Consider the following 18,854-nt stretch of genomic DNA (forward strand, 5'->3'; position numbering starts at 1 on the left):
TGATCCACGGGCCCGTTCCGGGCCCGGGGACCGGCGCGAGTGAGCGGATTCATAGCGGTGACGTCGTACGGTGCGGACAGGACGGCCGGGAACTCACCGGGAACGGATCGGCGCGCGGTGGGTAAGAGGCACGTGAGTGCTAGGTGGTCGCCTCACTTTCGGGGAGACTCGGAGCCAAGGCGTCCGCACCGGCGCCGCACACCTGAAAGAGTCGTGTCCATGCAGGTCTGGCCTGGAGAGGCATATCCACTCGGTGCCACGTACGACGGCGCCGGCACGAACTTCGCGGTCTTCACGGAGGCCGCGGACCGAGTAGAGCTGTGTCTGCTGCACGACGACGGCTCGGAGACGGCGGTGGAACTGCGCGAGAGCGACGCGTTCGTACGGCACGCGTACGTGCCGGGCGTGATGCCGGGGCAGCGGTACGGCTACCGCGTCCACGGCCCCTACGCGCCGGAGCGCGGGCTGCGCTGCAACTCCGCGAAACTGCTCCTCGACCCGTACGCGCGTGCGATCAGCGGCTCGATCCAGTGGGGCGAGGAGGTGTACGGCTACCACTTCGACGATCCCGACCGGCGCAACGACCTGGACTCCGCTCCGCACATGATGAGCTCGGTCGTGGTCAATCCCTACTTCGACTGGGGCGACGACCGGCGACCGCGGACGGAGTACCACCACACGGTGCTCTACGAGGCCCACGTCAAGGGCCTGACCATGCGGCACCCCGGCCTGCCCGAGGAACTGCGCGGCACCTACGCGGCCCTCGCGCACCCGGCGGTCATCGAGCACCTGACCGAACTGGGGGTGACGGCGCTGGAGCTGATGCCGGTACACCAGTTCGTCAACGACCACCGCCTGGTGGACATGGGGCTGAACAACTACTGGGGCTACAACACCATCGGCTTCTTCGCCCCGCACAACGCGTACGCCTCCTGGGGCGACCGCGGCCAGCAGGTGCTGGAGTTCAAGTCGGCGGTGAAGGCGCTGCACGAGGCGGGCATCGAGGTCATCCTCGACGTGGTCTACAACCACACCGCCGAGGGCAACCACCTGGGCCCGACGCTGTCCTTCAAGGGCATCGACAACCCGTCCTACTACCGGCTGACCGACGACCCCCGGTACTACATGGACACCACGGGCACCGGGAACTCGCTGCTCATGCGGTCCCCGCACGTCCTCCAGATGATCATGGATTCACTGCGGTACTGGGTCACCGAGATGCACGTCGACGGGTTCCGCTTCGACCTCGCGGCGACCCTGGCGCGGCAGTTCCACGAGGTGGACCGGCTGTCGTCCTTCTTCGATCTGGTCCAGCAGGACCCCGTGGTCTCGCAGGTGAAGCTGATCGCCGAGCCGTGGGACGTGGGCGAGGGCGGCTACCAGGTGGGCAACTTCCCGCCGCTGTGGACCGAGTGGAACGGCAAGTACCGGGACACGGTGCGGGACCTGTGGCGCGGCGAACAGCGCACCCTGGCGGAGTTCGCGTCCCGGCTGACCGGCTCGTCCGACCTCTACCAGGACGACGGACGCCGCCCGCTGGCCTCCATCAACTTCGTCACCTGCCACGACGGCTTCACCCTGCACGACCTGGTCTCCTACAACGACAAGCACAACGAGGCCAACGGCGAGGACAACCGGGACGGGGAGAGCCACAACCGGTCCTGGAACTGCGGCGCCGAGGGCGACACCGACGACCCGGCGGTACAGGAGCTGCGGGCGCGGCAGATGCGGAACTTCATCGCCACCCTGCTGCTGTCCCAGGGCGTGCCGATGATCAGTCACGGTGACGAGTTCGCCCGCACCCAGCGGGGCAACAACAACGCCTACTGCCAGGACAACGAGCTGGCGTGGGTGTCCTGGCCCGAGGGCGAGGACGCCGACACCACGCTGCTGGACTTCACGCGCGCGATGGTGTGGCTCCGCAAGGACCACCCGGTCTTCCGCAGGCGGCGCTTCTTCCACGGCCGGCCCGTGGAAGGCACCCACGACGACCTGTCGGACATCGCCTGGTTCACCCCGGAGGGCGCGGAGATGACCCAGCGGGACTGGAACTCGGCGCGGGCGTCGGCGCTGACGGTGTTCCTGAACGGCAACGCGATCTCCGAGCCGGGCGCGCGCGGGGAACGCATCGCCGACGACTCGTTCCTGCTGATGTTCAACGCCTCTCCGAAGTCCCTGGACTTCGTGGTGCCCGTCGACCACGGCCGCCAGTGGGAGGTGGTGGTCGACACCGCCCGCACCGACGGGGTACCGGCCCCGACGGGGACGAAGGTGCAGGCCGGAGACCGGCTGACGCTGGTGGACCGGAGCCTGACGGTGCTGCAGCGGCCCGTCTAGGACGACGTGTCGCCGGAGCGGTCCGCCACGCGCGCGTGGTGGACCGCTCCGCTGTGCGCGGCGTACGACGCGGGGCGGGCGGCCAGGGCGATCGCGAAGGCCAGACCGGCGGTCCCGGTCGCCGCCGTGAAGGCCGCCACGGGACCGTGGGACTCGGCGAGGCGACCGGTGACGGCCACCGCCAGGGCCTGGCCGCCGACGATCGCGCTGGTCGCGTAGGCCATCGCCTCGGCGAGCCGGGCGCGCGGCACCGTCCGCTCGGTCAGCGCCAGGACGGTGATCAGGTGGGGTGCGTAGGCGATGCCGAGGACGGTGACGACCGCGTACAGGCCGGCCAGGGTGTCCGTCCACAGCAGCGGCAGCGACAGCACGCACGCCGTCGCGGTGGCCGTCCGCCAGCGGGTCCGCAGGCCGACACGGGCGGGTACGGCGGCCATGGCGAGCCCCGCGCCCGCGCTCATCACCCCCATGGCGGCGTACACCAGTCCGGCCTGGTCGCCCTGTCCGAGCCGCTCGGTGAACGCGGTGATCCCCGCCTGGCAGGCACCGAACATCGCGCCCTGGAGGGCGAGGGAGGCGTACAGGGCGTGCACGGAGCGGGGCATGCGGACCCGGGCACGCGCCGGTGGGGCGTCGGGCGCGGGAAGCGCGGCGTCGCCCGTCACCCGAGCCGTCGGGTGCAGCGCGAAGCCCGAGCCGCACACGACCACCAGCAGGGCGGCGGCGCCCAGGGCGTGGGCGGGGTGGGCCAGCACCGCCGCCACGCCGACCAGGGCCGGGCCGAGCACGAAGGAGATCTCGTCGAGGGTGCTCTCGAAGGACAGGGCTGCGCCCACGGTCGGTTCGGAGGCCCCCGCGCGCCGGGCGAGGGCCACCAGCCGGACCCGGGCCAGCGGACCGATCAGCGGCACACTGGCACCCGCCACCGCGCCCAGGGCGGCCAGCACGGGCGTCGGCAGCCGGGCGAGCGCACCGGCCACGAGCGCGGCGATCGCCAGGGCGTTGGCCAGGCTGAACAGGAGGACGACCGTGCGCTGGCCGTGCCGGTCCGCGAGCCGGCCCACCAGCGGGCCGCACGCCACCTGCCCGACGGCGAGCGCACCGCCGGTCAGTCCTGCGGCGGCCAGGGAGCCGCTGGTGCGGGCGACGAGCAGCACACTGCCGAACTGGATGGTGGCCGTCGGCAGCCGCCCCAGGAAGGACACCACGGGCAGCAGCGGCCCGGTCAGCCCGACGACCTCCCGGTACGTCCGCAGCGTGCGGTGCCGTCGAGCCGTGTCCGCCGTACTCCGTGTGCTGCCCATCGCTCGAAGCTAGCCACCCGCGGGTGCGCCCGGGGATGGGCCGATGACACGAAAGGCGGCGAGGCGGGTACGTAGCTTTCCATGACACCTGAGCGACCCGACCCGGTGCCCACGTCCCTCCCGGCCCAGACCTCCCCCCAGGCTCCCCTCGCCACGTACCGGCTGCAGCTCCAGCCCGGGTTCCCCTTCGGGGCCGCGGCGGCGGCCGTGCCGTACCTGGCCTCGCTCGGTGTGACCCATCTGCACCTGTCCCCCGTCCTGGAGGCGGTCCCGGGCTCGCTGCACGGCTACGACGTGGTCGACCCCGAGCGGGTCCGCGAGGAGCTGGGCGGCGAGGAGGGGCTGCGGGCCCTGGCGCGCACCGCGCGGGAGCACGGTCTCGGGCTGGTGGTGGACATCGTGCCGAACCACATGGCGATGTCCCCCCGTCACAACCGCGCCCTGTGGGAGGTGCTGCGGGAGGGGCCGAAGTCGCCGTACGCGCGGTGGTTCGACATCGACTGGGAGGCGCAGGGCGGCCAGGTGCTGCTGCCCGTGCTCGGCGCGCCCGTCGGCGAGGTGCTGGACGACCTGCGGGCCGACGGCGACGTGCTGCGCTACCACGACCACGTCTTCCCCCTCCGGGAGGGCACCGGGGACCTGCCGCTGCCGCAGCTGCTGGACGCGCAGTGGTACCGGCCGGTGTGGTGGCGGCTGGCCCGCACCGAGCTGAACTACCGGCGCTTCTTCAGCATCTCCGAGCTGATCGGGGTGCGGGTGGAGGACCCGGAGGTGTTCGAGGCCACGCACGCCACGGTCCTGCGGCTGCTGCGCGAGGGCGTGATCGACGGGCTGCGCGTCGACCACCCCGACGGCCTCGCCGACCCCGACGGCTACCTGCGGCGGCTGCACGAGGCGAGCGGCGGCCGGTGGACGGTCGTGGAGAAGATCCTGGCGGACGGGGAGCGGCTGCCCGCGGCCTGGCCCGTCGCGGGCACGACCGGCTACGACGCCCTGCGGCACATCGACGGGCTGTTCACCGACCCGACGGGGTACGGGGAACTCCTCGGGCGGTACCGCGCGTTCGCCGCCCCGCAGCCGGACCGGGGCGGGGACTGGGCGGCCACGGTGCGGCGGGCGGCGTACAAGGTGCTCACGCACGAGCTGGCCACCGAGACGGACCGGCTGACCCGGGTGGCGCACCGGCTGTGCGTCGCCTCGCCGTACGCCGCGCTGCGCGACCGGGCGCCGTGGGCGCTGCGCACCGCGCTGCGGGAGCTGCTGGTACGGCTGGAGGTGTACCGGCCCTACGCGTCGGTGGACGCGGCGTCGGTCGTCACCGAGGAGGCCGCGGCCGAGGCGCGGCGGGCGTTCGCGGTGCCGGAGGAGGCCGGTGCGGTGGACGTGGTGCGGGACCTGGTGCTGGGGCGGTTCGGCGACGGGCCGGACCACGTGGAGTTCCGGACGCGGTTCGCCCAGACGGCGTCGGCGCTGCGCGCCAAGTCGGTCGAGGACACGGCGTTCTACCGCTACGTGCCGCTGCTGTCGGCGACCGAGGTGGGCGGGAACCCGGGGAGTCCGGCGGTGTCGCCGGAGCTCTTCCACGCGTACTGCGCGCGTGTGCAGCGCGACTGGCCCACGACCGGCACGGTCGTGTCGACCCACGACACCAAGCGCAGCGCCGACGTGCGCGCCGCGCTGGCGGTGCTCACGGAGTGCCCGGAGCGCTGGGCGGACCTCCTGGCCGAGGTCACCGGCCCGGGCGAGGGGGTGCCGGACGGGCAGCTGGCGTGGGCGGCCTGGCAGACGGTGTTCGGGCTGGGGCCGGCGGACGGGGAGCGCGTGGGGCAGGCGCTGCTGAAGCATGTGCGCGAGGCGGGGATGTACACCAGCTGGACCGAGCAGGAGCCGGCGTACGAGGAGGCGGTGGCCAAGTTCGTGGCGAAGGGGCCGTGCGGTGCGGCCGGTGAGCGGGTGGCCGCCTTCCGGGCCGGTCTGGAGCCCCACATCCGGGCCAACGTCCTCGGCACGGCCCTGACCCACCTCACGATGCCGGGCGTGCCCGACCTCTACCAGGGCACCGAGGGCGACTACCGGGCGCTGGTGGACCCCGACAACCGGCGTCCCGTGGACTTCCCGCCCGCCGCCCCCGGGGACAAGGACGCGGTGACCCGGGCGGCGCTGGCTCTGCGGGCACGGCGGCCCGACGCGTTCGGCGACACGGCGACGTACGAGGCGCTGCCCGCCGACGGCCCCGCGGCGGCGCACTGCGTGGCGTTCGTCCGCTCCGGTCAGGTCCTGACGGCCGTGACCCGGCTGTCCCTGCGGCTGGCCGAGTCGGGCGGCTGGCGCGGGACGACGCTCACGCTGCCGCCGGGCCGCTGGGCCGACGCGCTGTCCCCCGGCCGTGAGTTCGAGGGTCACGTGCGCGTGGAGGACCTGTTCGCGGCCCTACCGGTGGCCCTGCTGGAACGGACCGGGACGCCGACGGAGACGGGCTGACGGGGACGGCAAGCGGGTGCACGCCGGGACGGCGGCCGTGGGCCGGGGTCCGCCGGGCGGCGGCCGAGCCGGAGCACGGTGCCGTGCGGCGGAGGCCCGTTCCGGTGGACGCCGGACGCGTGACGGCGTGCACCGCCGTACCCGACACGACCGCCCCGGAGGGCTGCTCGGGGGCGGGCCACGTCGCGTGGATCAGGTGGACGCACGCCCCCACGTCGCCGGACTGCCGCAGAACGTACAGCCGGGCACGCTTCCGGCGCGGCCGCTGCGCAGGGCAGTGCCGGCCGGACTCAACCCGCCACCCCGCCCACGGAACCGCAGACATCCTCCGGCTGTGCCGGCGCCACGGGGGCACCCGGGCCGGGCCACACCGCGTTCATCAGGTGGACGCACGCCCCCACGTCGCCGGACTGCCGCAGAACGTACAGCCGGGCACGCTTCCGGCGCGGCCGCTGCGCAGGGCAGTGCCGGCCGGACTCAACCCGCCACCCCGCCCACGGAACCGCAGACATCCTCCGGCTGTGCCGGCGCCACGGGGGCACCCGGGGCCGGCCACGTCGTGCGGAGCAGGTCGATGAAGGCCTCCGCGGCGCCGGTCGGGGGGACGCGGGAGAAGACCGTCAGCGGCCGGCGCCACGGCGGGTCGGGCGTCAGGACCACGCAGTCCTCGCCGACCGCCCCGCCCACGATGTGCGAGGGCGCCGTGCACACCCCGACGCCGGCGGCGGCCATCCGCACGGCCGTCGACGTGTGCTCGGTGAACACGGCGGTGAGCGGCCGGAATCCCGCCCGTCCGCACACCAGGTCGAGGAAGCGCTCGCCCTCGACGACGGGTTCCATGGCGCACCGCACCCAGGGCCGGTCCGCGAGTTCCGGCAGCGTCACCGTCGTACGGCCCGCGAAACGGTCGTCGAAGGGCACCACCAGGACGATCTCCTCCTCGCCGACCGGGACGACCGTGCCGGGCCAGTCGCGGGGCGCCGGGCCGACGGCGAGGTCCGCGGTGCCGCGCTCGACCTCCTCCTCCAGCGCCTCGGTCGTGGCGTACTCGTGGAGGTGCAGCAGGACGCCGGGGTGCGCGGAGCGCCAGCGGGCGAAGACGTCGGGCAGGATGCCGGCGGCGACCGAGTGCACGGCCGCGACGTGCAGTTCCCCGCCCTCGGCCCCGGCGGCCGCGCGGGCCGCGCGACGGGCCTGGGCGGCGCTGCGGACGGCGAGTTCGGCGTGCGGCCGGAAGGCGCGGCCCATCGGCGTCAGGCGCACCCCGCGCGGCATGCGCTCCAGCAGGGGGCCGCCGACCGACCTCTCCAGGGCCTTGATCTGGTGCGAGAGCGCGGACTGCGTGACATGCAGCGTCTCGGCCGCCCGGGTGAACGACGCCTCGTCGACGACGGCCATGAAGTACTCCATCTGGCGCAGACTCATCCCCGCTCCCCGCTACGGACCCGGCCCCGCAAAGCCGCGCCGTCATGAACGTCCTGCATCGAACCCACAAGAACATTGCCTTGGACTCATGGCAAGGGCCGGGCGGAGGCTGGGGTCATGAACACACATGACGTGATCGTCATCGGCGGCGGCACCGGCGGTTACAGCACCGCGCTGCGTGCCGCGGCCCTGGGTCTCGACGTCGCCCTGGTCGAGCGCGCCAAGGTCGGCGGCACGTGCCTGCACCGCGGCTGCATCCCGAGCAAGGCGATGCTGCACGCCGCCGAACTGGTGGACGGCGTCGCCGAAGCGCGTGAGCGCTGGGGGGTGAAGGCGAGCCTGGACGGCGTCGACTGGCCGGCTCTGGTCGCCACCCGCGACGACATCGTGGCGCGCAACCACCGGGGCGTGGAGGCGCATCTGGCGCACGCGGGCGTGACCGTGCTGCGGGGCGGCGCGCGGCTCACGGGACCGCGCTCCGTACGCGTGGACGGCGGTCCCGGCCTCACCGCGCGCCGCGGCATCGTGCTGGCCACCGGTTCACGCCCGCGCACCCTCCCGGGACTCGACCCGGACGGGCGGCGCGTGGTGACGAGCGACGACGCGCTCTTCGCGCCCGGGCTGCCGGCATCCGTCCTGGTGCTGGGCGGTGGCGCGATCGGCGTCGAGTACGCCTCGTTCCACCGCTCGATGGGCGCCGAGGTCACCCTGGTGGAGGCCGCGGACCGGATCGTGCCACTGGAGGACGCGGACGTGAGCCGCCATCTGACGCGGGGTCTGAAGAAGCGCGGCGTCGACGTGCGGGTGGGTGCGCGACTGCTGGACGCGGAGGTGCTGGACGACGGCGTCCGCGCGCGCGTGCGCACGGCGCGGGGCGAGACCCTCACGGTCGAGGCCGAGCGGCTGCTGGTGGCCGTCGGCCGGGCACCGGTCACCGACGGGCTGGACCTGGGCGCGGCGGGCCTCGGCACCGACGAGCGCGGCTTCGTCGTACCGGCGGACTGGGACCGGCTGGAGACGGCCGTGCCCGGTGTCCATGTGGTGGGCGACCTGCTGCCGCCGCCGTCGCTCGGGCTGGCGCACGCGTCCTTCGCGGAGGGCCTGCTGGTGGCCGAGACGCTGGCGGGCGTGCCGTCCGCGCCCGTCGACTACGCGGCCGTGCCGCGGGTGACGTACTCGGCGCCGCAGACCGCCGCCGTGGGGCTGAGCGAGGCGGAGGCACGCGCGCGCGGGTACGAGCCGGCCGTCAACGTGATGCCGCTGACGGCCGTGGCCAAGGGGATGGTGCACGGGCAGGGCGGAATGGTGAAGGTCGTCGCCGAGGCCGGGGGCGGCCGGGTGCTCGGGGTGCACCTGGTGGGCCCGCACGTGTCGGAGATGATCGCCGAGAGCCAGCTGATCGTCGGCTGGGACGCCGAGCCCGCCGACGTGGCCCGGCACGTGCACGCCCACCCCACCCTGTCGGAGGCGGTCGGGGAGGCGTTCCTGACCCTGGCGGGCCGCGGGCTGCACCAGCAGTGACGGCGGGCCCGCGCGGTCACCGGCCCGCCCTGCTCACCCCTGCACGTCGTCCAGGGCGAAGACCGCTCCCGTCCGCGCCGTCATGACGCAGGTGTTGGGGAAGGTCTGCGTGTACTCCACGGCCCGTCCCCGCCACTGCCCCCGGGCGTGCGCGGTCACCGGTGCGTAGATCATCGAACAGTACGTGTCCCGCAGCGGGATGCGGTCGAGGTCTCCGTCCGCCGCTTCGAGCTCCGCGCACGCCTCGGCCGCGCGGGCGTGGCCGCGGGGCGGATCGCACCGGAGCATGGCGCGGCGGGGGGTGCCGGCGGAGGTGTCGCCCCGGGTGACCGTGACCTGGAGCCAGTCGTTCCCGGGTTCCGGCTGTGCGGTCGCCGTCGCGGGGGCGGCGCCGAAGGCGAGGAGGGCCGCGGTCAGGAGGAGGCCCGTCCGGGCTGCCGCGGTCGTGATGATGTGGGTCATTCCCGGTGCATCGGCACGGCGGGCTCGGAGCCCCAGCCCGGCTCACCCGAACGGGATACCGCGTGCGTGTGCCGCCCGGCCAGTTCGAAGGCGGCGAGCACGACGCGGGTCTGGTACTCCACCTGGCGGGCGACCGGTATCCAGTGGGCCGCGCAGCCGTCGCGGTAGTCGGCGCACCACTCGTCGACGATCCGGTCCAGCTCCGGCAGCACGCCTGCCGGATCGTTTCCGCCGCGGGTCACCAGCTGGTGCAGCAAGCCCGCCGTGCGCAGGGCGAGACGCCGGCCGGCGATACGCAGGGCGACCAGGTGGGCGGTGCTCATCGGCGGCAGGGGACGGCCCGTTCCGTCGTCGGCGTCGGGGTCCCACGCGTCGGCGAGTCTGGGGCAGACCAGCAGGTAGTCGTCGACCGGCGCGAGCAGGCGGGCCGCGTCGGGGCTGCCCGCGGCGTACGGGCGGAGCCGGGCGAGGAGGCGGTGCAGCCGGTGTGTGTCGTGGCGCAGGGTCAGGCTCACGGAGCGCAGCACCGCGTCCCCGTCGGCCGGGGGTGAGTCGTCCTCCACGGCTGCCACGCCCCACATGGGTGCCTCGACGACCGCGGTGACGGTGCCGTACCGCCGCGGGTGGCTCCAGGTCGAGTCGACGGCCGCCTCGGTGATGGCCTGCGTCAGGTCGCCGTGGCGGGGCGGCGGTATCCGGTAGAGGGCGGGGCCGAGGCCGGGCCAGTACAGGGTGTCGTAGGCGCCGAGCTCGCGGGGGATGCCGAGGCGGGCCGCGGTGTGGGCCATGCGCTGGGCGAGGCCCGGCAGGTCGTGGGTCAGTTCGGCGAAGCCGCCGCCGACGTCGACGCCGTGCAGGGAGCAGTGCAGGAAGGGCCGCAGTTCGTCCTGGAGGGCGAGCAGGGTGCGGGTCTCCGGCAGCACGGCGTGGTCGGGGCCGTCGGGCAGCCACTCGGGCTGTTCCAGGAAGCCGGGCCGGAAGAAGTTCCGGGCGTAGCGGCCGAGGGTGTACGGGCCGGACAGCCAGCCCTCGTTGCGGCGCAGGCCGTCGGGGTCGGCGCACAGCAGCAGGTTCCAGGTGGCGTCGGCGCCCTCGGTGAGCCGCGGGTCGGCCAGGGCCCGCTCGGCCAGTCGCAGCACGGTGGCGCCGCCCACGGGCTCGTTGGCGTGCGGCCCGGCGACGACGAGGGCCTGGCGGGTGCCGTGACCGACGGAGAGCAGCAGCAGCGGGGTGCCCGCGCGGGAGGTGCCGACGCGGCGCAGCCGTGCGCCCCGGGGGTGGCGGGCGACGAGTGCGGCGGCCCGGACGCCCAGCTCGTCCACGGTCGGGTAGCGCAGGAGGGGCGGCAGGGCACACCTCCACGATGGGAGCCGTCGGTTCACCTGACGTGCGCGGTGTACGCACAGTCAGTCACGACTTCAGGGGTACGTCAACACCAGGAAAAGCAAAGGGATTCAGGCCACCCCGAGACACACGACGCGGCGTGAAGCCCAGGCCAGAGCTGTCCGGGGGGTCAGTTCACGGCCAGGCGGAACGCCATCTGGCCGAAGCCGATCTGGTCGCCCTCGCGGACCACGGCCGCGCCGATGACCCGTCGTCCGTTGACCGTGGTGCCGTTGGTCGAGCCGAGGTCGCGCAGCACCCACATGCCGCCCTGGCGGACGAGTTCGGCGTGCACGCGGGAGACCGTCTCGTGGGTCAGCCGCAGCCCGCTCGCCGGGTCGCGCCCTATGCGCAGCGGATGGCCGGTGCCGGGGTGCGGCAGCAGCAGCTTGGGCAGCCGCTCGGCCTGCCAGGCCCGGCGCAGCCGGACGCCGAAGCCGGACACCGCTTCGACGGTGCCGAACACCAGGCGCGAGACCCTGCCCTCCGTGGGCAGATCGGCGGTGAGCGCGGCGAGTTCGTGGGAGTGGTGGGCGGTCAGCGCCAGTTCCATGCGGCGCACGAAGGTGTCGTGCGACAGGCGGCCCAGGGCGACGCCGTCCCGGAGCGCCTTCAGCGCCTTGTCGCGCTCCGCGTCGGACAACCGCGCGGGGTATGTGGGGAACTCGAAGGACGACGTCACGCAGGTGATTGTCGGTCAGCCGGGCCGGGGTGTCCAGAAAACCGGGAAACGGCCGCCGCCGGCCCGTGGGTTCACGACACCCGCCGCGAACGGGGACGTTCACCAGCGGATTGATCGATTTTGCAGGACCATGGACGGGCTACGTCACGGTGAGCAGACGAAGGGGAACCGTCCGTGCAGTTCGAGGTGTGGGCACCGCAGGCCGGCCGCGTGACGCTGACGTGCGACGGCGTCACGCGCGCGATGGAGCGCGATCCGGAGCGGCAGGGGTGGTGGAGCGGTCGCGCCGAGGCCGGGGAGGGCTCGCGCTACGGCTTCGCGGTGGACGACGGGCCGGTGCTGCCGGACCCGCGCTCGCGGCGGCAGCCGGACGGGCCGGACGGGCTGAGCGCGGTCGTCGACCACGGGCGCTACGCCTGGCGCGCCGAGTGGGCCGGACGCCCGCTGCCCGGCGCGGTGCTGTACGAGCTGCACGTGGGCACGTACACGCGCGAGGGCACCCTCGACGCCGCCGCCGAGCGGCTGGAACACCTGGCGGAACTGGGCGTGACGCACGTCGAGTTGATGCCGTTGTGCCCCTTCCCCGGCCGGCACGGCTGGGGCTACGAGGGCGTGTCGCTGTGGGCGGTGCACGAGCCGTACGGCGGGCCCGACGCGCTGAAGCGGTTCGTCGACCGGGCCCACGAACTCGGTCTGGGCGTCGTCCTGGACGTGGTGCACAACCACCTGGGCCCGTCCGGCAACTACCTGCCCGCCTTCGGCCCGTACTTCACGGACACCCACCACACGCCCTGGGGCGTCGCGATCAACCTGGACGCGCCCGGCTCCGACGAGGTGCGGGCGTATCTGGTGGACAGCGCGCTGGCGTGGCTGCGCGACTACCGGATCGACGGCCTGCGCCTGGACGCGGTGCACGCCCTCGTCGACACGCGCGCGTGCCACTTCCTGGAGCAGTTGTCGACGGCCGTGGACGACCTGGCCGCCGACCTGGACCGGCCGCTGTTCCTGATCGCCGAGTCCGACCTGAACGACCCGCGGATCATCACTTCGCGCGCGGAGGGCGGCCTGGGCGTGCACGCGCAGTGGAACGACGACTTCCACCACGCCCTGCACACCGCGCTGACCGGGGAGTCGCAGGGCTACTACGCCGACTTCGCGCGCGACCCGCTGGCGGCGCTCGCCAAGACGCTCACGCGGGGCTACTTCCACGACGGCACCTACTCCAGCTTCCGGGGCCGCGGTCACGGCCGGCCCCTGGACCGGCAGCGCACGGCGGCGCACCGGCTGACCGGCTACAGCCAGACCCACGACCAGGTCGGCAACCGCGCCCAGGGCGACCGGCTGGCGTCCCTGGTCTCCCCCGGCCTGGCGGCGTGCGCGGCCACGCTGACGCTGACGGCGCCGTTCACGCCGATGCTGTTCATGGGCGAGGAGTGGGCGGCGGGCACGCCGTGGCAGTTCTTCACCGACCACACCGACCCGGACCTCGCGGAGGCCGTACGGCGTGGCAGGCGGCGGGAGTTCGCCGCGCACGGCTGGAAGGAGGAGGAGGTGCCCGACCCGCAGGACCCGGCGACACGGGACCGCTCCTGCCTCGACTGGTCCGAGCCGGAACGCGATCCGCACGCGCGCGTGCTGGCCTGGTACCGACGGCTGATCGCCCTGCGGCACGAGCAGCCGGACCTGACCGACCCCGACCTCGCCGACACCAGGGTGGCCCACGACCGCGAGGGCCGGTGGCTGGCCTTCCGGCGCGGCGACATCCGGGTGGCCGTCAACCTGGGCACCGAGCCCGCGGCGATCCCGCTGGGCTCCCGTCCCGCGCGCGTGCTCGCGGCGTGGGAGCCGGTGCAGGGGCCGGGCGAGGACGGCGTGCTGCGCGTGCCGGGCGAGTCGAGCGTGGTGCTCGTGCAGGAGTGACGTGCCGGCCGTTCGCCGGGGCTAGGCGGTGCCGTCCTCGCCGTCCTCGCGGAACTCCGTCACCCGTTCCAGCAGGATCGGCTCCCAGGCGCGGCGCAGCCGGGTCCGCAGCAGGGGCAGGGGCGTGACCGACCGGCCGGCGAGGGCGTCGGTGAGGTGGACGACGGTGTCGCAGCGCGCCAGCCACAGGCCGCGCAGGCAGGGCCGGGCGCCGTAGCCGGCCAGGGTGGCGGCGCGCACGGCGGCGGGAGAGCCGACGGAGAGCGCGAGTCCGGCGATGTCCTCGGCCGGGTCGCCGAGGACCGCGTCCGTCCAGCCGAGGACCCCGCGCACCCGTCCGTCGACGCCGACGACGAGGTGCTCGCCCGCCAGGCCGTGGTGGACGAGGACCGCGGCGCCGGGCTGGGCGCCGAGCTGGGCCGTCGCCGCCGCCGTCAGCCGCTCCGGACGGGCCGGGTCGAACTCGTCGGCCTCGGCGAGTCGCCGGGCGGCGCGTTCGGCGGCCCGGCGCAGCGTCTCCAGGGAGCGCGGGGCGGCCCGCGGCACGCCGAGGGTCTCGGCCTGGCGGACCGGCACCTCGCGCAGCCCGCTGAGCAGCGCCGCCAGCTCGGCCTCGCCGACGGCGGACACGGCGTGCCGCTCTCCCGACCCGCCGGGCATCTTGGCGTCCAGCGTGTACGTCAGCCCCGGCGCCCACTCGCCGTGCGCCACGCTCGTCGGCACCGCGACGGGGAGGTAGGGACGGACCAGGTCGCGCAGGCGCAGCTCGCGGCGCTGGCGCACGGCGGTCTCACGGTCGGGGGCGAGCCGCAGTACGTGGCGGGTGCCGACCCACCAGGTGGCGGGCTCGGCGCCCTCCGCGACGGGCCGGACCTCCGGTGCCGCGCCCTCGCTGAGCAGGGTACGGACCAGTCGGCGGACCGTGTCCGCGGTCGGTGTCGGTGCCTGGGTCATGGTCGCGCCGTCGTCTTCCAGGGGGTTCTGGGTCTGTACGTGGAGGCTCACTCCACTATGACCATCTCCCGGGTCGTGTCGTTGAGGCGCCGGCCGCCGTCCTCGGTGACCGTGACGATGTCCTCGATGCGCACCCCGAACCGGCCGGGCAGGTAGACCCCGGGCTCGACGGAGAAGCACATGCCGGGCACGAGGGGCTGCTCCTCGCCCTCGATCATGTAGGGCGGTTCGTGGGTGGTGACGCCGATGCCGTGGCCGGTGCGGTGGATGAAGTACTCCCCGTATCCGGCGTCGGCGATGACGGAGCGCGCGGCCCGGTCGACCTCCTGGCAGGCGACGCCGGGCCGCACCGCCCGGAATCCGGCCTCCTGGGCCTCGCGGACCAGGTCGTGCACCCGGCGCTCCTCCTCGGTCGGTTCGCCGACGTGGACCGTGCGGGAGGTGTCGGAGCCGTAGCCGTCCTTGAGGCCGCCGAAGTCGAGGACGATCATGTCGCCGTCCTCGATGACACGGTCGCCGACCTCGTGGTGCGGGTTGGCGCCGTTCGGTCCGGAGGCGACGATCGTGAAGTCGACCTGGGAGTGGCCGAAGCGCCGCAGCAGGGCGGCGAGGTCCGCGGCGACGTCTGACTCCCGGCGCCCGCCGAAGGAGACCGTGCGGATCTCCTCGAAGGCCGCGTCCGCCGCCGCGCCGGCCGCCGCGAGCAGATCCAGCTCCGCCGCGTCCTTGACGGCGCGCAGCATCGGCAGCGCCTCGGTGAGGGAGGCGTACGACGTGCCGGGCAGCGTCCGCTGGAGGGCGAGCAGGTGCATCGCCCAGGCGTTGTCGCTGATGCCGAAACGCCCCGAGCCGTCGAGGAGTGCGGCGGTGACGGCGTAGGGGTCCTTGCCGTCGGTCCAGTCGCGCAGGGTCAGGGCGGGCGCGCCGACGGCCTTCTCGGCGTCGGGGGCCTCGAGCGTCGGCACGACGAGGACGGGGTCCCGGCCCGCGGCGAGGACGAGGAGGGTGAGCCGTTCGGTGGCCGCGGTGGGCGCGTAGCCGGTGAGCCACACGAGGTCCGGGCCCGGCGCCACCAGCAGCCCGGCCAGTCCGGCGTCGGCTGCCGTCCGCGCGGCGCGCTCCATGCGGGCCCGGTAGTCGTCGGCGGTGAAGGAAGCAGCGGGCGCAGTGCCGGTCATCCGGGCCTCCTGGGCGGACGAAGGGGTCACGGGCAGCATCCTGCCCGCGGCGAGGAGGCGACGCGAGCCGGTCGTTCGACCGCTTCGGCAGGTGTCGCCCCCACCAGCACCGATCCTAGTCGCCGCGCACTGATCGACCACTGCGTCGGCCGCTTGCGTACGGTCACGTGACGACGCCCGGTACGGCCGTCAGCTGCTGGAAGCCACCGCTCTCGTGGCGCACGGTCAGCTTGACCTCCTCGCCGGGCCGGGCGCGGGCGACGGCGTGTGCGAGGTCGGCGGCCGAGTCGATGCGGGTGGTGCCGACCGCCAGGAGTACGTCACCCCGGACCAGCCCCGCCGTGTACCCGGGGCCGGGCACGTGGACGCCCACGACCAGGGCCCCCGGCTTCTCGTCGTCCACGGCCTCCACGCCGAGGGTCGTGCCCGCCCGTGCCGGGGACGGGCCGGGGGTGGCCGCCGGAGCGGCCGGGGCGGCCCGGCTGCCGGGCGGTGTTCCGGGTCCCGGCGCGCCGGCCTGGCGTTGCAGGTCGGCGGGTCTGCTCATGCCGATCACCGTGGCACCCACCGTGCCGAGCCCGACCCCCGCCAGGACCAGGACCGTCGCGGCGAGCAGGCCGCACAGCAGGGTGGTGAGCCGCCGGCGGCGCCCGCGCGCGGCGTGCGGGCGCGGTGCCGGGCCGGGCGTGATGCCGGCCCCGGGTTCCCGGCCGGGCATCGGCTTGGGTCGCAGCGCAGTCTGTTCCATGGATCGCCTCCGGCAGTGCTCTACCCGGCGCCCCGGCCCCTGACGAGCCACGAACGAGTGAGACCGACCGGCGGCCGACACGCCCACGCTTCCCTGTCCTGACCGACTGCGTGCCGTCCGACCGACCGCTCCCCCGGTCGGGTCAGCCGAGCGCGGGGAGTGGAGCGCTCCTGGGGACGGGTACGGCCGGGGGCCGGCCCGGGAGGAAGCCGTGGGTGCGTCCGCCCAGGTACTCGGCCTTGTAGCGCGGGACGTTCCGGTGCCAGTTGAGGATGCCGGCCATCCAGTTCTGCAGGTCGGTCACATAGCCGCGCATGATGGCCCGCGCCTCGTCCGACAGCTGGAAGTCGTCGTAGACGACGGGCAGTTCGTGCGCGACGACGTGCTCGAACTGGCGCATGCGCTGGTTCATCAGGTCCTGCACGACGGGGAGCGCGGTCGGATAGTCGATGCCGAAGAAGTTCTGCACGACGAGGACCGCGTTGTGGATCTCGCCCTCGTACTCGATCTCCTTCTGGTACGAGAAGACGTCGTTGAGGAGGCAGGCGTAGTCGATCGCAGCGTTCTCCAGGGAGCGGACGGGGCCGCTGCGGTACACCTCGGGCGGCACGGCCGGGCCGTGTCCGGCGCGGCACAGGCCCAGGGTGAGGTCGGAGCCGAAGGTGGCGCGGCGCATCTCGAGGTAGTCGACCGGGTCGGGGACGCGGTTCTGGATCTGGTTGGACAGCTCCCAGACCCAGGCCTCGGTCATCGTGTCGACGGCCGACTTGAGGGGGCGCCGCTCCTCCGGCGTCATGTGCGCCGTGGTGCGCGCCCACAGGTCGATCAGGGCGCGTTCCATGGCGTTGGCGGGCGGCGGTACCGGCTCGCCGTCCAGCGGCATGCAGGCCGACAGGCGGGCCGTGGTCAGCCGGGCGGCGGCCAGGTCGCGTCGGTGGCCGTAGACGAGCGGGTAGTAGTCGTCGCCGTAGGTGCCGAAGGCCAGCCAGTCGGAGGCGAGGTCGAGTTGCTCCTGGGTGGCGTCCGGGTCGAGGCCCGCGGCGCACAGGGGGAGGTCGCAGCTCGCGAGTTTGTCCTCGTCCCAGACTCCCTCGCTGAGGAAGCCGATCGCCTGCGACCACTCGAACAGGTGCCGCCGGGCGGCGTCCAGGTGAGGGCTGAGCTCCAGCGGGAAGGGCATGCGGATGTCGGGGATGATCGACGGGCCGACCTTCTGGTACGGCACGTGCGTGTAGGCGCGCATCCGCTCACCGCCCGCCGTCGCGAGCAGCGCGCCCACGTCGGCGGCGGAGGTGCCCGGCCCGGTGAGGGTCTCCCACGGGTTGGTGGGCCGGGCGCCCTTGTTCATGTAGCGGCTGGAGCGCATGTGCCATTCGTGGCCGCCGGACTGCCAGTCCTGCAGGCCCTTCGCGTACGCCCCGACGGCCGCGACCTCGGGCGGGGTGAGTCCGTTCTCGAGGGCCACCGCGGGCACTTCGGTGAACGCGGTGTGCTCGAACTGGTGGAGCCGGGAGGTGAGGACGTCGTTGACCATGTCGGCGGCCTGCTGGGTGGTGCAGCCGAAGAAGGTCTCCAGGACGAGTACGCCGTTGCTGAGTTCGCCCTCGTCCTCGACCTCACGCTGGTAGGAGAACAGGTCGTTGCGCAGGTGCACGGCGTCGGAGAACGTCTCCATCAGCACCCGCAGCGGCCGGCTTCCGGCGACGGCGGCGGGCACTTCGGCGGTCGCGTACTCCACGAGTCCGGCCGACCAGGGGGCGCCGCCCACCTTGCGACGCATCTCGATGTACTCGACGGGGTTGGCGATCCGCCCCTCGTTGATGTTGGACAGCTCCCACAGGGACTCGTTGAGCAGGTGCTCGGTGGCGACGGCGAAGCGGCGGCGCCAGTCCGCCGACATGGCGGGCACCGTGCGCGTCCACAGGTCGGCGAGGCCGGCCTCGACCGGGTTCTCCGGCTCGGGCGTCTCGGTGGCCGGGTCGAGCGGCATGAACCGGGGCAGCCGGTCCAGGTGGGCCTTGCCGCCGACGCGGTCCTGGCTGCGCTTGAACTTCTCCAGGAAGTGGTCGTCGAAGAAGAAGACCCACACGTACCAGTCGGTGATGAGGGAGAGCGCGGGTCCGTCGCAGTCGGGGTGGGTGTAGGCGCAGAGCAGGCCGTAGTCGTGCGCGTCGAGGTCGGACTGCTCCCAGACCCCGGAGCCCTCCAGCATGCCCATCTCGCGCGCCCACGCCGTCGAGTGGGCGCGGGCCTCGTCGAGATGCGGATTGAGCCGCGCGGGATGCGGCATGTAGAAGTGCGGGAGTTCGAAGGGCTGTTGCGTCATGGCCGGGCCCTACCCAGGGGTCTTCGGAGGCATCCACCGGCCGGGACATGATCACACCATCGCGTGAATCGGGACGGAACGCGGGAACTTTCGCCGATGCCGCGTCCCGCGGCGCGTGCCGTCCGCCGCCGGG

13 protein-coding genes are annotated in these 18,854 nt (G+C 74.0%); 4 read left to right on the forward strand and 9 right to left on the reverse strand.

Annotated elements, in window-relative coordinates; translation table 11 throughout:
* The first annotated feature begins 219 nt into the window (after positions 1 to 219).
* On the forward strand, positions 220 to 2,337 hold the full coding sequence (gene glgX / locus IEZ05_RS23370; RefSeq protein ID WP_189232176.1) for a glycogen debranching protein GlgX: 2,118 nt from the start codon (positions 220 to 222) through the stop codon (positions 2,335 to 2,337).
* Here glgX and IEZ05_RS23375 read toward each other — a convergent pair.
* Entirely contained in the window at positions 2,334 to 3,641 is a 1,308-nt protein-coding gene (locus IEZ05_RS23375; RefSeq protein WP_229869823.1) for an MFS transporter, read from the reverse strand. The genes glgX and IEZ05_RS23375 overlap by 4 nt on opposite strands.
* Positions 3,642 to 3,722: 81 nt before the next feature.
* Between IEZ05_RS23375 and treY the strand changes: the two genes are divergently transcribed.
* The gene (gene treY, locus IEZ05_RS23380; protein ID WP_189232177.1) at positions 3,723 to 6,122 is read left to right on the forward strand and encodes a malto-oligosyltrehalose synthase; all 2,400 of its coding nucleotides are present in this window, start codon (positions 3,723 to 3,725) and stop codon (positions 6,120 to 6,122) included.
* Between the two features lie 477 nt (positions 6,123 to 6,599).
* Here treY and IEZ05_RS23385 read toward each other — a convergent pair whose 3' ends face one another.
* The gene (locus IEZ05_RS23385; RefSeq protein WP_189232178.1) at positions 6,600 to 7,547 is read right to left on the reverse strand and encodes a LysR family transcriptional regulator; all 948 of its coding nucleotides are present in this window, start codon (positions 7,545 to 7,547) and stop codon (positions 6,600 to 6,602) included.
* A gap of 117 nt (positions 7,548 to 7,664) precedes the next feature.
* Between IEZ05_RS23385 and lpdA the strand changes: the two genes are divergently transcribed.
* Positions 7,665 to 9,068, forward strand: a complete 1,404-nt coding sequence (gene lpdA / locus IEZ05_RS23390; protein WP_189232179.1) for a dihydrolipoyl dehydrogenase — start codon at positions 7,665 to 7,667, stop codon at positions 9,066 to 9,068.
* Between the two features lie 33 nt (positions 9,069 to 9,101).
* Here the strand turns inward: lpdA and IEZ05_RS23395 are convergent, their stop codons facing one another.
* From IEZ05_RS23395 to IEZ05_RS23405, 3 genes are all read right to left on the reverse strand, one after another.
* A complete protein-coding gene (locus IEZ05_RS23395) occupies positions 9,102 to 9,530 on the reverse strand; it encodes an SSI family serine proteinase inhibitor (RefSeq protein ID WP_189232180.1) in 429 nt (142 codons plus the stop codon).
* A complete protein-coding gene (locus IEZ05_RS23400; protein WP_189232181.1) occupies positions 9,527 to 10,852 on the reverse strand; it encodes a M14 family zinc carboxypeptidase in 1,326 nt (441 codons plus the stop codon). Before IEZ05_RS23400 ends, IEZ05_RS23395 begins: the two co-directional genes overlap by 4 nt.
* A gap of 191 nt (positions 10,853 to 11,043) precedes the next feature.
* A complete protein-coding gene (locus IEZ05_RS23405) occupies positions 11,044 to 11,595 on the reverse strand; it encodes a DUF1707 and FHA domain-containing protein (protein WP_189232182.1) in 552 nt (183 codons plus the stop codon).
* Between the two features lie 174 nt (positions 11,596 to 11,769).
* Here IEZ05_RS23405 and treZ point away from each other — a divergent pair, with 174 nt between their 5' ends.
* Positions 11,770 to 13,515 carry a malto-oligosyltrehalose trehalohydrolase gene (gene treZ, locus IEZ05_RS23410; RefSeq protein ID WP_189232183.1) on the forward strand — a complete coding sequence of 582 codons (1,746 nt, stop codon included), beginning with the start codon at positions 11,770 to 11,772 and terminating at the stop codon, positions 13,513 to 13,515.
* Positions 13,516 to 13,536: 21 nt separating this feature from the next.
* Here treZ and IEZ05_RS23415 read toward each other — a convergent pair whose 3' ends face one another.
* From IEZ05_RS23415 to cyc2, 4 genes are all read right to left on the reverse strand, one after another.
* Positions 13,537 to 14,469, reverse strand: a complete 933-nt coding sequence (locus tag IEZ05_RS23415; RefSeq protein WP_189232235.1) for an aminoglycoside phosphotransferase family protein — start codon at positions 14,467 to 14,469, stop codon at positions 13,537 to 13,539.
* 47 nt (positions 14,470 to 14,516) lie between these two features.
* Positions 14,517 to 15,647, reverse strand: coding sequence for an aminopeptidase P family protein (locus IEZ05_RS23420; RefSeq protein ID WP_189232184.1), 1,131 nt, complete (start codon positions 15,645 to 15,647; stop codon positions 14,517 to 14,519).
* A gap of 163 nt (positions 15,648 to 15,810) precedes the next feature.
* On the reverse strand, positions 15,811 to 16,395 hold the full coding sequence (locus tag IEZ05_RS23425) for a PDZ domain-containing protein (protein WP_189232185.1): 585 nt from the start codon (positions 16,393 to 16,395) through the stop codon (positions 15,811 to 15,813).
* Between the two features lie 142 nt (positions 16,396 to 16,537).
* Positions 16,538 to 18,721 (reverse strand): germacradienol/geosmin synthase Cyc2, encoded by a 2,184-nt coding sequence (cyc2, locus tag IEZ05_RS23430; RefSeq protein WP_189232186.1) that lies wholly within the window; start codon positions 18,719 to 18,721, stop codon positions 16,538 to 16,540.
* Positions 18,722 to 18,854 lie beyond the last annotated feature (133 nt).

The organism is Streptomyces flaveolus (assembly GCF_014648815.1).
GTDB classification, from domain to species: domain Bacteria; phylum Actinomycetota; class Actinomycetes; order Streptomycetales; family Streptomycetaceae; genus Streptomyces; species Streptomyces flaveolus.

Bases quoted from the DNA above. Each gene is read 5' to 3' on its own strand.
- IEZ05_RS23375 (WP_229869823.1), bottom strand. From the start codon at position 3,641: ATGGGCAGCACACGGAGTACGGCGGACACGGCTCGACGGCACCGCACG.
- IEZ05_RS23415 (WP_189232235.1), bottom strand. From the start codon at position 14,469: ATGACCCAGGCACCGACACCGACCGCGGACACGGTCCGCCGACTGGTC.
- IEZ05_RS23385 (WP_189232178.1), bottom strand. From the start codon at position 7,547: ATGAGTCTGCGCCAGATGGAGTACTTCATGGCCGTCGTCGACGAGGCG.
- treY (WP_189232177.1), top strand. From the start codon at position 3,723: ATGACACCTGAGCGACCCGACCCGGTGCCCACGTCCCTCCCGGCCCAG.
- IEZ05_RS23425 (WP_189232185.1), bottom strand. From the start codon at position 16,395: ATGGAACAGACTGCGCTGCGACCCAAGCCGATGCCCGGCCGGGAACCC.
- cyc2 (WP_189232186.1), bottom strand. From the start codon at position 18,721: ATGACGCAACAGCCCTTCGAACTCCCGCACTTCTACATGCCGCATCCC.
- IEZ05_RS23420 (WP_189232184.1), bottom strand. From the start codon at position 15,647: ATGACCGGCACTGCGCCCGCTGCTTCCTTCACCGCCGACGACTACCGG.
- lpdA (WP_189232179.1), top strand. From the start codon at position 7,665: ATGAACACACATGACGTGATCGTCATCGGCGGCGGCACCGGCGGTTAC.
- IEZ05_RS23395 (WP_189232180.1), bottom strand. From the start codon at position 9,530: ATGACCCACATCATCACGACCGCGGCAGCCCGGACGGGCCTCCTCCTG.
- glgX (WP_189232176.1), top strand. From the start codon at position 220: ATGCAGGTCTGGCCTGGAGAGGCATATCCACTCGGTGCCACGTACGAC.